Genomic DNA, 14,393 nt, shown 5'->3' on the forward strand with positions numbered 1-14,393 from the left:
ACTCAGAGGGAGTGATTCTTCATGTCGGCCATCGTCGCCGCCCATGGACCGTTCGACGAGAAGCTCGGAATCCGGATGCTCGATCGGATGCGTCATCGAGGGCCCGATGGCCGGGGAACGCGGGCGGTCGGGCCCTCGTGGCTCGGCACGGACCATCTGGCGATCACGGATCCCGAGTCGGCGACGCCTCCGATCGCCGCGAGGGATGCGGCGGTCTGGATCGTCGGCGACGGCGAGGTCTACAACCACCGGAACATCCGCGACAGCCTCGGCAACGAGCGCTTCAGCACGGGTTCGGATCTCGAGGCCGCGCTGCAGCTCTACGTCGAGGAGGGCGTCGACGCGTTCGAGCGGCTCTGGGGAGCGTTCGCGCTCGTCGCGGCCGGGGAGGACGGCCGGTTCGTCGCCGCGCGCGACGTGTTCGGCATCGCGCCACTCTATTGGGCGCGGCGCGGCGACACGACGGTGTTCGCATCCGAGATGAAGGCCTTCGACGAGGACTGGCGCGAGTACGTCGAGCCCTTCCCGCCCGGCTACGTCTGGAGCCCGCAGGACGGGCTCGTGTCCGGGCCGGAGATGCCGGGCACGTCGACCGTGCTGCTGAAGGCCCGCGGTGCGGATGAGGAGCCGCCGGCCTGGGTGTTCGACGCGGTTCGCGAGACGCTGATCCGCGCCGTGGAGGACTGCCTCGACTCGGAGAAGCCCATCGGCGTGCTGCTGTCGGGCGGCGTGGACTCGAGCATCATCGCCGCGATCGCCGCGCGGGTCGCGCGGGAGCGGGGCGTGCAGCTGCCGAGCTTCTCGGTGGGGCTCGAGGGCAGCCGCGATCTGCTCGCGGCGAAGAAGGTCGCCGATCATGTCGGGACCGTCCACCACGAGCTCGTGTACACGCCGGAGCAGGCGATCGAGCTCGTGCCGACCATCATCGGCGAGCTCGAGTCCTTCGACCCGAAGCTCGTGCACAGCGCGGTGCCGCATCACCTCGTCACGAAGCTGGCCTCCGAGCAGGTGGATGTGGTGCTGGCCGGCGAGGGCGCGGACGAGCTGTTCGCGGGGTACTCGTTCTACGGCCATCACACGCGCGGCGAGGCGCTGCAGGATGCGCTGGTCGAGACGCTGGAGGGGCTGCACGTGAGCGGCCTGCAGCGGGTCGACCGGATCGCCGGCGCGCACGGCGTGGAGCCGCGCCTGCCGTTCCTCGATATGGATGTGGTCGAGCTGGCGATGGCGCTGCCGCCGGAGTGGAAGCTCGTCACCGAGGATCGGCCGGCCAAGTGGCTGCTGCGCCGCGCGTTCGACGGCTGGCTGCCCGAGGAGGTGCTGTGGCGGCGCAAGGAGCAGTTCGGCGAGGGCACCGGCATGAACGACGTGCTGAACGAGCACTTCGAGGCCGCGATCGCGCCGACGCCCCTCTCGGAGGAGGCGCTGGTCGAGGCCGCGCCGGAGCTCGACCCGCCGCTGCGCACCGCCGAGGAGCTCGCGTACTACCGGATGCTGCAGGAGGCGCTTCCCGGGATCAACGCCCAGCGCACGATCGGACGCTCGCCGCTGGAGTAGCCGCCGGTTTCGGCTTCCCGCCTGCGCGGGGTTTCGCCGATGTCGCTTCGCATGGCCGGAGCCTTCTCGCTCCGGCCATGCTCGACGGTCACGCCGTCTATAGGCGCCGCTCGCCTCGGCCGACGACCTCGTCTTCTCTGCCGCTACAGTCCGACGCTGTTCACGCCGTGCTCGGCCTGTGCGGCGGTGAACCCCTCGAAGATCAGCTGGTCGATCAGCGCGCTCCGCGAGAACGAGGAGTACTCGAGGTACTCTCGTGCTTTGGCCGCGGCCTGCTCGTTCCAGTCGACATCGAGCGAGTCCACGGCTGCGGTAGCCTCGGCGTTCGAATAGCCCTCGAATTCGAGCTGATCGATCAGCCCATCCCTCGAGAACGCCATGACGTCGAGGTAGCTCTGCGCCGAGGCGGCGGCCTGGCCGCCCTGGCCGTCGTAGACCTGCTCGACGCCGTAGGCCGCCTCCTCCTCGGTGAACCCTTCGAACAGCAGCTGGTCGATCAGCCCGCTCTTCGAGAACGCCGAGAACTGCAGGTACTGCTCCGCCGAAAGGGCGGCCTGCTCGAACCAGTCCGCGCCGACGTGGTCGACGGCGTAGGTCGCGTCTTCCGTGGAGTAGCCCTCGAACTCGAGCTGATCGATCAGCCCGCTCCGCGAGAAGGCGGTGAAGCGCAGGTAGTCCCTCGCGGCGGAGACCGCCTGCTGCTGGGAGACCGTCTCCGAGTTCTCGGGTTCCTCCGCGACCGGCGACGGCGAATCCTCGACCTCGGTATCCGCAACCTCGAGCGCGTCATCCTCGGCGGGCGCGGGCGTGGAGGAGGCGCGCGGCTCATCCGCCTCGAAGACCTCCTCGGAAGCGTTCCCGGAAGACACCCCGGCTCCGATGATGGACGCCACGATGACCGTAGCGCTGACCGTCCAGGCGATGGCAGGCTGCCGGCCCTCCCCCGTCACGACACGCCCCTCGGCGTCGCGAGTCTTGCCGGCGAGCGTCATGGCGAGGTCGACGAGCCACCAGACTGCGAACCCGCCCAGGGTGAGCAGCTTCACGATCGCCGAACCGGTTTTGCCGAGATAGAAGCGATCGGCGCCGAAGAATCCGAGGAGCAGGCTCAGCAGCCAGGTCGTGGTGTAACTCCTCGTGGAGGGCGGCGCCGGCGGCTCCCCGAACTGCCCGTACGGGGCATCCGTCCAGACTGGCTCGACCGGACGAGACTGCCCTGTCCAGGATGCTCCGTCGAAATAGCGCTCCGCGCCGAATTGCTGCGGGTCGGGGTACCAACCGGCAGGCACCTGGCCGGGCTGGATATCGTTCAATTGCGTTTCCGCCTATCGGGTCGAGTATGCACGGTGAAGCGAGCCGAGAGACGACGCGGCACGGATTGTTCGCGGCGCTGATACGCATCGCGTCCGGGTCGCTCTTGGACTCGGTTTAACGGTACCGCGCCCCACAGACATGGCGTCGCGCGGAAGCCGAACCGGACTACGCCCTACCGGACCGATCCGCTCGTGACGGGATGAGCCTGGGCTGGACGGAACCGGACGTAGTGCCCCGATATCGCAGCGAGTTTGCCCCTAGTCGACGCGGGTTCGGCTCGTTTCCCGCGTCTGCCCTGAGAGGGTCGGCGCCACGGCGCAACCACGTAGCCGCCCTTCGCGGTGCTGGAGTCGGGGCGCTGTTACGCTTGGCTCCGTCTGATAGACGACTTCGAAATCAAGATAGGGAACGGGAATAATGGGCGCATTCGGAAACGCCTTCTCCGGCTGGCATCTCATCGTCATCCTGCTGATCGTGCTGCTGCTCTTCGGTTCCTCCCGACTGCCCGCGGCAGCACGAGGCATCGGGCAGGCGCTCCGGATTTTCAAAGCCGAGGTGAAGACGGAGACTCCGATCTCCGAGAGTCCTGCGCCTGCCACCGAGGCAGAAGCGCCCGCGCCGGGCACGACGAAGCTCGACGCCGCGCCGTAGACCCCGCGACTGCGGGCCGACTTAGGTCGAGCGCTCTCCCGCAAACGCTGATGGAGGCGATCGACCAGGACGCACATGGCCCGGCCTCGTTTCGCCCGACTTTCGATACCCGTCGCAGCGAGTGGCCGTGAGGCGATCGAGCCGCCCGTGCACGGAACTCGCAGGAGCCGGCATATCGCCGGCCGGAGAATGCGAGGCAGTACACGCTGAGCGAATGCGGTCATCCGCTAGGACACGGATTTCGATGAGGATTCTTTGCTGGGGTACCTGGACTCGAACCAAGAACAACTGAACCAGAATCAGCCGTGTTGCCAATTACACCATACCCCAGTGCTTTGCAGCACTCGGATAGCTTAGACCACTCCGCACGCGCTTGCAAACCCTCGGCGGAGGGCTGCTCCTACTCAAGCACGTCCATCCGGCAACGCGCCACCGCTAGCATCGTTCGCATGCCCGCAGACGCCTCCGCCGCCCAGGATCGAGCACGCACCGAGCCGTGGGAGCCGAACCCCAGGGCCACCGGCTTCCGCCGTCGCGTCGGCGAGTTCGTCCTGAGCTCCCCCGTGCAGTCGTTTGTCCTGGCCGTCATCGTCGTCAACGCCATCACGCTCGGCCTCGAGACCTCGGAGTCGATCGTCGCGGTCATCGGCACGCCCCTGCGCATCCTCGACACCGCCGCGATCGCGATCTTCGTGGCCGAGCTGATCCTCAAGATGTTCGCACTGGGCCGTCGCTTCTGGCCCGACGGATGGAACGTCTTCGACTTCGCCGTGGTCGCGATCACCCTCGTACCCGCAGTGGGCGACCTCACCGTCCTCCGTTCGCTCCGCGTCCTGCGCGTGCTCCGCCTCATCAACCGCCTCCCCCAGCTCCGGCGCATCGCCGCCGCGATCATCAAGGCGATCCCCGGCATCGGCGCCATCGCCGCGCTCATGGCCATCGTCTTCTACGTCGCCGCCGTCATGGCCACCTCGCTGTTCGGCGACGAGTTCCCCGAGCTCTTCGGTACGCTCCCGGCCTCGCTGCTGTCGCTCTTCCAGATCATGACCCTCGACAGCTGGTCCACCGGCGTCATGCGGCCGATCATGGAGGTGCACCCCAACGCCTGGCTCTTCTTCATGCCGTTCATCCTCGTCTCGGCGTTCGTCATGCTGAACCTCTTCATCGCGATCATCGTGGACACCATGTCGAACATCAGCACCACCGAGAAGGGCACCGTGGCCGACCCCAAGCCGGTGCAGACCGGCCCCATCCGCACCGCGGAGGCGCCGGCGACGCAGGAGGATGTCGAGGCGCTCCATGCCGAGCTCGCCGAGATCAAGGCGCTCCTCCGCGAGCGCCGCGACTGAGCCCCGCTCGCACATTTCCCCGCCGGCGCCTCTCCATCCAGTCGGCCCGTCTCGATATGAGGTGTTCTCGCTCGCCGCTCTCGGATGCGAGGCGTTCTCGCTCGCCGCCCTTGAATGTGAGGGGTTCCCGCGGATGCTTCCGGATGTGCGAGGCGTTCTCACGGACGCTTCCGGATGTGTGAGGCGTTCTCGTGCGCTCTCGACCACGGATGTGAGAGAAAAGCGCGCCTATCCCCCGGATGTGAGCGAAAAGCGCGCCCCTCCCACAGATGTGAGCCATACGCAGGCTTTACGGCACCCATACCCGGCATGCGTCTCACATCCGCATATGCCTCACATCCGCAGGAGCCCGCGCGCATGGACACCTCTGCACGACTTCCCCTGCACGGACACCGCGCGCTCCACCTCGACAACCGGGGCACTCCCTCCCGCGCCCCGCACAGCGCACCGACAGCCGCGCATGCACCGACAGCCGCGCATGCACCGACAGCTGCGCGCGCACCGACGCGCACCCGCCCCTTCCCCCGCCCGCACAGCACACCCCTTGTTTTGTATCGTTCATGCTGATACAAATGGGACAACCGCCGACGAGGAGGTCGTCATGCTCTGGATCGCCCTGACCATCGCGTGGATCGTGCACCGCCATCCGATCTGCCTCGGAGGAGCGCGCAGACGCCGCGCCGCGTTCGACGCCCAGCTCGCCGAGGCGCCCGAGCACTCGCCCGAACAGGCCGAGCGGCTCGAGCACGGCCTCCGCCGATCCGACCGCATCCTCATCGCCGCCGAGGCCGCCGTGCTGGTCGCGTTCGTCACGGCCGTAGCACTCGGACTGCGCATCCCGCGCGAGTGGTACCTGCTGACCGATACGGCGACCTACCTCGCCTGCGCCCTCGCGCTCTGCTCGCTGGCCTCCGCGCTCGCGCGGGTCGCCCTCGCGGCGCGCAGCTCCTGGACGCTGACCGCACCGGGCGAGAGCACCGCGGCCGCGGCCCGCATCCGCCACACGACCCTCGCCGACTACTCCTCGGCCTTCGACCGGCGCGGCGCGATCACGGTCGCCGCGGTGCAGCTCGCGCTCTTCCTCATCGCGGCCCTCTTCGTCTCGCCGTACTCCGAGAACCCGCTGCCGGCCCTGGTCACGGGCGCCTTCGCCGCCCTCGTGTGCGGCGCGATCCTCATCGCGCAGCTCGCCGGCCGCGCCCTGGTGCGCCGGAGCGTGCGCGCCTCGACGGCGTTCGAGATCTTCACGGCCGATCGCGCCCGCGTGGATGCGGTCACCGCCGCATTCCGCAGCGTGTTCGCCATCGGCCTGATCACCTGCGCCTTCACCGCCCTCGCGCTCAGCGGGACGGTGCACGAGGCGCTCTTCGCCCCGGCGTTCCTCGCCGTCTCGATCCTTCTCATCGCCTTCGCGCTGGGCAGCCCGCTGTGGGGAGACACCCGCGAGACGATGCGCGCGCTGTGGCGGGAGCGGGAGGCATCCGCGTGCTGAGCGTCAACGCCGCGAGCAGCGTTCCCGTGTGGGAGCAGCTCGTCGACGGCGTGCTCGGCGCGATCGATCGCGGCGAGCTGCGCCTCGGCGACCGGCTGCCGACGGTGCGGCGCCTCGCCTCCGACCTCGGGCTCGCCCCGGGGACCGTGGCCCGCGCCTATCAGCACCTCGAGGAGCGCGGCGCCGTGCACACGCAGGGACGGCGCGGCACCTTCGTCGCGCGCGAGAGCGACGAGCGCGCGGCGCAGGCCCGCGCCGTCGCGGATCGCGCCCTGGGCGAGCTGGAGGAGCTGGGCTTCGCCCCGCGCGAGGCCGCCCGCTACCTCACGCGCATCGCCGAGGCCCGGGCCTCGGATCCCTAGCGGGACCCACCGGTTCGCGGCTACCCGCCGGATGCGCCCGAGAGCAGCCATCCGACGCCGCTGAGCAGCGCGATGGCGGCCCAGAGCAGCCATCCCCGGCGGCGCATCCATCCGTGCTTCGCGGTGATGCCGCCGAAGAAGGCGATCGCGAGCGCGGGGAGCAGCAGCACCGCGAGCCAGAACGTGATGAGCGTGCCGGTGAGGCTCGCGGTGAAGGCGAGCGAGACGAGCACGAGCGGCACCAGCGCGACCGCCTCGAGCGCGATGCACGCGTACCGGTTCCAGCCGCGCCGCTCCACGAGCAGCCAGACCGGGGTGTGCACGACGGCCACCCACGCGAATGCGGAGGCCGAGATCGAGAAGAGCATCCCCGACCAGAACTCGAGCGACCACAGCGCCTGCGCGAAGGCGACGAAGACGAGGATCACCACGACGCCGACGGTGAGGAACGCGGCCGCCGCGAGGCCGGAGGAGAGGATGCCGCGCAGGCTCGCGCCGAACGGCTCCTCCACCGCGGCTGCGTCGTGCAGACCGGGATGGAGGTCGCCCTCGGGATCGGTCACGACGCTAGAACCCGACCGCATCCCGGTGCGCCGCGATCGCGGTGCGCGCACCCTTGCCGGCCGAGATGATCAGCACCTCGGGCCCCGGCGCCGTCAGCTCGCCGGTGGCGTAGAGGTGCTGCACGCGCGTGCGCCCCGAGCCGTCCGCCGCCACGAGCCCCTCCTCCGTGAGATCCGGGCGGATGTCCTCGTCGAGGAAGCCCAGCTGGGCCTCGAACCCGGGCAGGACGAAGGCGGCGTCGACCGGCACGATCTCGCCGTCCGCCGTCCGCAGCCCCGTCAGTGTCGCGCGGTCGCCCACCGCGTCCTCGAGCTCGCGGCGGTCCACCGCCACGCCGAGCTCGCGCAGCCGCGCCGCATCCGGCTCCGGCACCTGCCGCTCGCTCGCGAACAGCGTCACGTGCGACCCGATGCGCGACAGCTGCGCCGCGCGGTACGCGAGGGTCTTCGCCTCCGGCACCCCGAACACCGCGATGCGGGACTCGCGCTTGTTCCACGCGTCGCACACCACGCAGGAGTGGATGTGCGTGCCGTAGAAGGCGCGCAGCATCGGCAGGTTCGGGAAGTGCTCCTTGAGCCCGGTCGCGAGGATGACCCGCTCGGCGAGCACGTGCCGGTTCGGGGTGCCCCGCACGCCGCGCGCCTCGACCGCGAACCCCTGCCCCTCGCGCCGCACACGGGTGACCTGGGCGAACTGGATCTCGGCGGTCTCGTACTGCTCCACCGACTCGCGACCGGCGGCCCGCAGCTCGTTGGGCGGGATGTTGTCGCGCGACAGGAAGCCGTGCGCCTCGAGCGTCGCGGAATGGCGCGGCCGGTTGCCGTCGAGGATGAGCACCCGCCGCAGCTGCCGCGCGAGGATGAGCCCCGCCTGCAGTCCCGCGGGGCCCCCGCCGATGATGACGACCTCGTAGCGGTCGGTCGCGCCGATCGTCACTACTCGGCTCCGCCGGTGATCCAGGTGTGGAGCCGGTCGATCCGCGCGAGCGTCTCCTCCTTGCCGAGCAGCTCCATCGACTCGAAGAGCGGCGGCGAGACGCGACGGCCCGAGAGCGCGACGCGGGCCGGGCCGAACGCGAGGCGCGGCTTGATGCCGAGCTCGTCGATGAGCTTCGCGCGCATCGCCTGCTCGATCGGCTCGGTGCTCCAGTCGTCGAGGCCCGCGAGCGCCTCCCGAGTGGCGACGAGCGTCTCGTCGGCACCCGCCTTGAGGGTCTTGAGCGCATCCGGCGCGTACTCGAGCCGGTCGCTCGTGGTGAAGAGGAAGCCGAGCATGCCGGGCGCCTCGCCGAGCAGCTGCATGCGCTCCTGCACGAGCGGCGCCGCCTCGCGGACGAGGCCGCGACGCTCGTCGGTGATCTCGATGCCGTCGGCCTCGAGGTACGGGACGAGGCGGCCGGCGAAGTCCTCCACGTCGAGCCTGCGCATGTGCTCGCCGTTGATGGCCTCGGCCTTCTTGAGGTCGAAGCGCGCCGGGTTGGGGTTCACGTCGTGCACGTCGAAGGCCTCGACCATCTCGTCCATCGTGAACACGTCGCGGTCGGCCGAGATCGACCAGCCGAGCAGCGCGAGGTAGTTGAGCAGCCCCTCGGGCAGGAAGCCGCGGTCGCGATGGTGGAACAGGTTCGACTCCGGGTCGCGCTTCGAGAGCTTCTTGCTCCCCTCCCCCATCACGTAGGGCAGGTGGCCGAAGCGCGGCACGAAGTCGGCTACGCCCACGGCGATGAGCGCGTGGTAGAGCGCGATCTGGCGCGGCGTCGAGGAGAGGAGGTCCTCGCCGCGCAGCACGTGGGTGATGCCCATGAGCGCGTCGTCGACCGGGTTGACGAGCGTGTAGAGCGGCTTGCCGTTGGGCCGCACGACGACGAAGTCGGGGAACGATCCCGCCTTGAAGGTGATCTCGCCGCGCACCACGTCCTCGAAGGAGAGGTCGGCGTCGGGTACCCGCAGCCGGAGGCTCGGCTTGCGCCCCTCGGCCCGGAGCGCCTCGCGCTGCTCCTCGGTGAGGTCGCGCTCGAAGTTGTCGTAGCCCTGGCGCGGGTCGCGGCCGTTCTCGATGTTGCGCGCCTCGATCTCCTCCGCGGTCGCGAAGGACTCGTAGAGGTAGCCCGCATCCTTGAGCTTCGCGATGACGTCCTGGTAGATGTCGCTGCGCTGCGACTGGCGGTACGGTCCGTGCGGCCCGCCCGCGTCGACGCCCTCGTCCCAGTCGAGGCCGAGCCAGCGCAGCGCCTCGAGGATCATCGAGTAGCTCTCCTCGGAGTCGCGCTCCGCGTCGGTGTCCTCGATGCGGAACACGAGCGTGCCGCCCGTGTGCTTCGCATACGCCCAGTTGAACAGGGCGGTGCGGATGAGCCCGACATGCGGGGTGCCCGTGGGCGAGGGGCAGAAGCGAACTCGGATATCGGAACCGGCGGCGCTCGTCACGGGCGCGGCAACGTCAGAAGCAGTCATGGTGGCCCCATTCTACTGAGCCGCGAGCGCGAGTTCCCATCGCAGATTGCGTCTCGCCCGCGCCTCCCAGCGCGCCCGGCCGTGAGCAGTGCGGAAGAGCGGCTCGCGGTCGAGCAGCCGCTCGACCATCGCGCGCCGACGGGCCCGCCACTGCGACTCGTCGAGCATCGGCAGCTCGACTCGGATGCCGCGGATGTTGTCGAGGTAGGCCGGCCAGTCGGACGCGAGCCCCACGAGATCGGCGTCCGACACCCTCGCGCCGGGCGCGTCCCCGGGCTCCGGCGCATGGTCGATCGTGACGAGGATGAGCCGGCGCACCTCCTCGAGCTCCGCGGGCTCGAGCGCGGCGCCGAGCAGCTCGCGCGCCACCTCCGCGGAGGCGAGCTCGTCATCCGGCGTCGTGTTCGTGTGCACCGCGTCATGGCACCAGAACGCGATGCGCTCGAGCCGCGTGCCGCCGAGCTCCGCGAGCGCGCGCAGCCCGGCCCGCAGATGCCCCTCCCCGTGGTAGTCGCGGTGCGGCTCCCGCCAGCGCTCGAGCAGCGATCCCGCCGCGCCGTCGGGCAGATCGGCGGCCGCGGCGCGCTCGAGGCTCACCACAGCCGCACCGCCCCGTAGGCGATGCCCGCGAAGGCCGCGGCCCACAGCATGCTCGCGAGCGTGCCGATGATGAACAGCTCCCCCACCCGCGGGTTCGCCTGCGCGCGCAGCTCCGGATACCGGCCGAGCCCCTTGATCGCGATGATGAAGGCGAGCCCCGCGGGGAACCCCGCGACGAGGCAGGCGTAGACGCCGGCGCGCTCGAAGACGCCGATCCACCGGCCTCCCGGCAGCGTGCGCTCGGCGTCGAGCACCCGCTCGTCGGCCTTCGGCTGCGGCGGTTCGATGCGGCGCAGGAACATGCGGATGAGCGGATTCGCCAGCAGCGCGATCGCGCCGCACACCGCGATGACGAGCGCCTTGAGCAGCAGATCGACGTCGAAGAGCATCGTGCCCGCCTCCTCCCGTTCTGGATTTCCGATTCGGCCGCATCGCTTTCCCAGCCCCGTTGATGAAGGTATTCTCTTCACATGGCGAATATGAAGCGATTTCCTTCATGCGTGGCCCTCCTGGCCGACCAGGTGGGGTCCCGCCGGACGGATCGCGATGCGACGCATCCGAAACTACTCGACGCCCTCGACATGGTGAACAGCCGGGTCGCAGCGATCGACGATCTGCGCGTCACGGTGGGCGACGAGCTGCAGGGCGTCTACGGCTCGCTGGGCGAGGCGCTCGCCGCGAGCCACCTCCTGCGCGCCGAGCTCTACGGCGCCGTGGAGCTCCGCTTCGGCCTCGGCGGCGGCGAGGTGGCCGTCGTCGACCGCGAGCGCGGCATCCAGGACGGCAGCGCGTGGTGGAACGCGCGCGCGGCCGTCGAGGCGGTCGAGCAGCTCGCGCAGGATCCCGGGTTCTCGGGCACCCGCACGGGCATCGTCGACGATCGCGAGGTCGCGAATCCCCTGACCTCGGCCACGGTGCGGCTCGTGGACGCGCAGCTCGCGCGCCTGCGCTCCGGCGCGCGCGAATCCCTCTACTCGCTCATGCTCGGGCTCGACAACCGCACCGCGGCCGAGCGCGCCGGCATCTCGCCGTCCGCCAACTCGCAGCGCATCAACAACAACGACCTCCGCGTCCTCACCGACGCCATCGAGGCGCTCTCGCGGCTGCCCTGAGCGCTCCCGGGCGCGCACGGATGCGTCGCGCTTCGCGGCGATGCGGGATCGAGAACCGCGAAGTGCGACGCATCTGCGAATGCGGGGCCTAGGCGGCGACCACCGGGTTGCGGAGGGCGCCGATGCCCTCGACCGCGCAGGTGACCTCGTCGCCATCCTCGAGCGGGCCGACGCCGGCAGGGGTGCCGGTGAGGAGGATGTCACCGGGCAGCAGCGTGAACACGCTCGACGCGTAGGCGATCAGGTCGCCGATCGAGCGCTCCATCTGGTCGAGGTCGCCGACCTGGCGCACCTTGCCGTTCACCTGCGCGCCGATCGCGCCCTTGGTGGGGTCGAACTCGGTCTCGATGTACGGGCCGAGGGGGCAGAACGAGTCGAAGCCCTTCGCCCGGCTCCACTGCCCGTCCGACTTCTGCAGGTCGCGGGCGGTCACGTCGTTCGCCACGGTGTAGCCGAACACCACCTGCTCGGCGTCCGCGGCGAGGACGTTGCGGGCGACGCTGCCGATCACCACGGCGAGCTCGGCCTCGTGCTCCACCTGCTGCGACTGCGGCGGCAGGACGATGGCGTGCCCGGGGCCGATGATCGAGGTGTTCGGCTTGAGGAACATGAGCGGCTCGCCGGGAACCTCGTTGCCCATCTCCTTCGCGTGCTCCGAGTAGTTGCGGCCGAAGGCCACGACCTTGGAGCGCGGGATCACCGGCGCGAGCAGCCGCGCCTCCGCCGCCGGCACGCGCTCGTCGGTGGTCTCGAACCCCGTGTAGAGCGGGTCTCCGAGCAGCCGGATGTACTCCTGCGCGTCCTCGTCGTAGATGCCGTACGCGAGCTGGTCCTTGTATTCGAAGCGTGCGATCTTCACGCGCCCGAGTCTAGCTATGCGTCGCTGTCGATGGGCTCCACGCCGCGGTAGCCGCTCGGGATCACGATCACCGGCACCCGCAGCGCGCGCAGGATGCGCGCCGCGCGCTGCCCGAGGAACACGCTGCGGTTGCCGCCCAGGCGGCTCGACCCGAGCAGGGCGACCTCGTGCGGGTCCCACTCGATCGTCGCGATCGCGTCCTCGAGGTCCCTGCCCTCGGCGATCTCGATCGTGACGCGCCCGGATTCGAGCATGCCCTCCGCCGCGTCCTCGAGGTGGCGGCCGCCGAACGCCCGTGCCTCGTCGGTGATGTCGCGGATGTCCTTCGGGTCGATGAGGTCCACCTGCACCAGCGAGATGAGTCGGGCGCGGATGTCCCGGTCGATGGCGCGTTCCACCGTGCGGCCGATCACGACCTCGGAGCCGGGACGCGTGCCGTAGATGCCGGTGAGGCGCTCGAGGGGTACGCCGGGGTTGCGGAACCCGCGCGGCGCCAGCGCGACCGGCACCGGCGAGGAGTGCAGCAGCGCGTTCGCCGTCGACCCCACCGAGAAGCTGCGCAGGATGCGCCCCGTCGCCGCGCCCACGACGATGAGTTGCGCCGCGTTGTCCTCCGCCGCATCCAGCAGGCCGCGCGCCTCGTTGACGCCCTGGCGCACCTCGAAGCGGGCGACGACTCCCTCCGGCACCTTCGACAGCGCCTGCTCCTCCCAGAGCTTGAGCTGCGCGCGGTTGGCGCCGAGCGCCCGGGTGTCGGGCATGACCATCACGAGCACGATCTCGTAGTGCTTGCCCTCGCCGAGATAGCAGGCGAGTTCGAGCGCATCGCGCCCACGCGCATCCGCGACGTACCCGACGATGAGCCGTTCGCGCGGCCGGGGTGAGGGTGGCATGGCTGAGTTCCTTCTCGCTGCATCGGAATGCGCGGGATTCGCGCGCTCTCGGGTTACTACAATCCCACACAGGGGATGGAGTCGGGCTTCGGCGGGTGCACCGAATAGGCTCGATTATTTCATCGGATTCCTTAACACCGGTGGATTCGAGGAGGCAGGCATGAGCGGCACGGGACGCCCCGCGGGGCGGCCGCGGACGAGCGTGCTCAACCGCGAGCTCATCACCGAGACCGCCCGCACCATCATCGAGAAGTCGGGCGCGCAGGCGCTGACGATGACCGTGCTCGCGCGCAAGCTCTCCGTCACGCCCTCGGCCCTGTACAACCACGCCGCCTCGAAGCACGAGATCCTGCGCTGGATCGAGGACGCGGTGATGAGCGAGATCGACGTGGACGCCTTCGACTCGCGGCCCTGGCCGGAGGCGCTCGAGGAGTGGGCCCGCAGCTACCGCGACGTGCTGCTCGCCAACCACGAGCTGCTGGTGCCGGTGGCGACCACCGAGGTGAGCCACTCCCCGCACTCGATCGCGATGTACGAGCGCGTGACCAGGGCGCTCGGGGATGCGGGGTGGCCCGTGGACGAGTGCCTGCCGCTCATCTTCTCGCTCGAGTCGTTCATCTACGGCTCGGCCCTCAACGCGCAGGCGCCCGAGGACGTGTACGACACCGGTGCGTTCGAATCCGCCGCGCCGAGCTTCGCCGCCGCCGTGGCCGCCGGCAGCCACAACGCGGAGGCGTTCGAGGAGCTGTTCCGCATCGGGCTCCGCGCGATCATCGCCTGGAACGCCGACCGGGCCGGCGTCCCGCTCCCCCGCTGACCGCGCCGCGGGCGGTGCAGATCGAGTTCATCCCCGTCGGCGTGACCCGCTCTCCGCTGTCCGAGGCGCGGGGCGGCTTCTCCCAGCGCACCGCCCGCCCCGCCTGTCTCGGAGACGCCCCGGGTTCCGCCTTTCCCGAAGATGCGAGGCTCCAGGCGCCCCATCAGAATCCGTCCACGCACCCCCTCACCCCCGGGATCCGATCGCGTCCCCCTCTCGCCGGGATATGAGGCTGCTGACGGGTATCTCCCGCCCATACCCTGCAGCGCTCTCATATCCGCGAGAGAAACCGGCATTCGCCTCACATCCGCAGCCCGGCAGCGGCAGCGGCAGCGGCAGCGGCAGCGGCAGCGGCAGCGGCAGCGGCAGC

At 70.2% G+C, this 14,393-nt stretch carries 15 protein-coding genes and 1 tRNA gene; 7 read left to right on the plus strand and 9 right to left on the minus strand.

What is annotated here, in order from left to right:
• The first annotated feature begins 21 nt into the window (after positions 1-21).
• The gene (locus FM112_RS08620; protein ID WP_087006505.1) at positions 22-1,557 is read left to right on the plus strand and encodes an asparagine synthase-related protein; all 1,536 of its coding nucleotides are present in this window, start codon (positions 22-24) and stop codon (positions 1,555-1,557) included.
• A gap of 143 nt (positions 1,558-1,700) precedes the next feature.
• Here FM112_RS08620 and FM112_RS17560 read toward each other — a convergent pair whose 3' ends face one another.
• Complete coding sequence (locus FM112_RS17560; protein WP_087006508.1) at positions 1,701-2,870, minus strand: Ltp family lipoprotein; 1,170 nt, start codon at positions 2,868-2,870, stop codon at positions 1,701-1,703.
• A gap of 418 nt (positions 2,871-3,288) precedes the next feature.
• Here FM112_RS17560 and tatA point away from each other — a divergent pair, with 418 nt between their 5' ends.
• Entirely contained in the window at positions 3,289-3,522 is a 234-nt protein-coding gene (gene tatA, locus FM112_RS08630; RefSeq protein ID WP_087006510.1) for a twin-arginine translocase TatA/TatE family subunit, read from the plus strand.
• Positions 3,523-3,780: 258 nt separating this feature from the next.
• Here tatA and FM112_RS08635 read toward each other — a convergent pair.
• Positions 3,781-3,852, minus strand: a tRNA-Gln gene (locus tag FM112_RS08635).
• A 119-nt stretch (positions 3,853-3,971) separates the two neighbouring features.
• Between FM112_RS08635 and FM112_RS08640 the strand changes: the two genes are divergently transcribed.
• From FM112_RS08640 to FM112_RS08650, 3 genes are all read left to right on the plus strand, one after another.
• Positions 3,972-4,871, plus strand: coding sequence for an ion transporter (locus tag FM112_RS08640; RefSeq protein WP_087006512.1), 900 nt, complete (start codon positions 3,972-3,974; stop codon positions 4,869-4,871).
• 601 nt (positions 4,872-5,472) lie between these two features.
• On the plus strand, positions 5,473-6,363 hold the full coding sequence (locus FM112_RS08645; protein ID WP_087006513.1) for a hypothetical protein: 891 nt from the start codon (positions 5,473-5,475) through the stop codon (positions 6,361-6,363).
• Entirely contained in the window at positions 6,357-6,725 is a 369-nt protein-coding gene (locus FM112_RS08650) for a GntR family transcriptional regulator (protein WP_087006545.1), read from the plus strand. Before FM112_RS08645 ends, FM112_RS08650 begins: the two co-directional genes overlap by 7 nt.
• Before the next feature lie 20 nt (positions 6,726-6,745).
• On the opposite strand, the gene FM112_RS08655 is transcribed toward FM112_RS08650, so the two are convergent.
• The 5 genes from FM112_RS08655 to FM112_RS08675 are packed head-to-tail and all read right to left on the minus strand — an operon-like array spanning position 6,746 to position 10,731.
• A complete protein-coding gene (locus FM112_RS08655; protein WP_087006515.1) occupies positions 6,746-7,288 on the minus strand; it encodes a hypothetical protein in 543 nt (180 codons plus the stop codon).
• A 4-nt stretch (positions 7,289-7,292) separates the two neighbouring features.
• On the minus strand, positions 7,293-8,225 hold the full coding sequence (locus FM112_RS08660; protein WP_176386754.1) for an NAD(P)/FAD-dependent oxidoreductase: 933 nt from the start codon (positions 8,223-8,225) through the stop codon (positions 7,293-7,295).
• The gene (gene gltX / locus FM112_RS08665) at positions 8,225-9,742 is read right to left on the minus strand and encodes a glutamate--tRNA ligase (RefSeq protein WP_087006522.1); all 1,518 of its coding nucleotides are present in this window, start codon (positions 9,740-9,742) and stop codon (positions 8,225-8,227) included. The genes FM112_RS08660 and gltX overlap by 1 nt, the downstream gene beginning before the upstream one ends.
• Positions 9,743-9,754: 12 nt before the next feature.
• A complete protein-coding gene (locus tag FM112_RS08670; protein ID WP_140400632.1) occupies positions 9,755-10,339 on the minus strand; it encodes a metal-dependent phosphohydrolase in 585 nt (194 codons plus the stop codon).
• Positions 10,336-10,731 (minus strand): hypothetical protein, encoded by a 396-nt coding sequence (locus FM112_RS08675; RefSeq protein ID WP_087006526.1) that lies wholly within the window; start codon positions 10,729-10,731, stop codon positions 10,336-10,338. Before FM112_RS08675 ends, FM112_RS08670 begins: the two co-directional genes overlap by 4 nt.
• A 111-nt stretch (positions 10,732-10,842) precedes the next feature.
• On the opposite strand from FM112_RS08675, the gene FM112_RS08680 reads away from it, so the two are divergent.
• Entirely contained in the window at positions 10,843-11,454 is a 612-nt protein-coding gene (locus FM112_RS08680; protein WP_176386755.1) for a SatD family protein, read from the plus strand.
• A gap of 88 nt (positions 11,455-11,542) precedes the next feature.
• On the opposite strand, the gene FM112_RS08685 is transcribed toward FM112_RS08680, so the two are convergent.
• Together FM112_RS08685 and FM112_RS08690 are read right to left on the minus strand one after the other, a co-directional pair.
• Complete coding sequence (locus FM112_RS08685) at positions 11,543-12,313, minus strand: fumarylacetoacetate hydrolase family protein (RefSeq protein WP_087006530.1); 771 nt, start codon at positions 12,311-12,313, stop codon at positions 11,543-11,545.
• Positions 12,314-12,327: 14 nt separating this feature from the next.
• A complete protein-coding gene (locus tag FM112_RS08690) occupies positions 12,328-13,206 on the minus strand; it encodes a universal stress protein (protein ID WP_087006533.1) in 879 nt (292 codons plus the stop codon).
• Between the two features lie 160 nt (positions 13,207-13,366).
• Between FM112_RS08690 and FM112_RS08695 the strand changes: the two genes are divergently transcribed.
• Positions 13,367-14,023 carry a TetR/AcrR family transcriptional regulator gene (locus FM112_RS08695; RefSeq protein WP_176386756.1) on the plus strand — a complete coding sequence of 219 codons (657 nt, stop codon included), beginning with the start codon at positions 13,367-13,369 and terminating at the stop codon, positions 14,021-14,023.
• Positions 14,024-14,393: the final 370 nt, after the last annotated feature.

This window comes from Gulosibacter sp. 10 (assembly GCF_900163695.1).
GTDB lineage: Bacteria > Actinomycetota > Actinomycetes > Actinomycetales > Microbacteriaceae > Gulosibacter.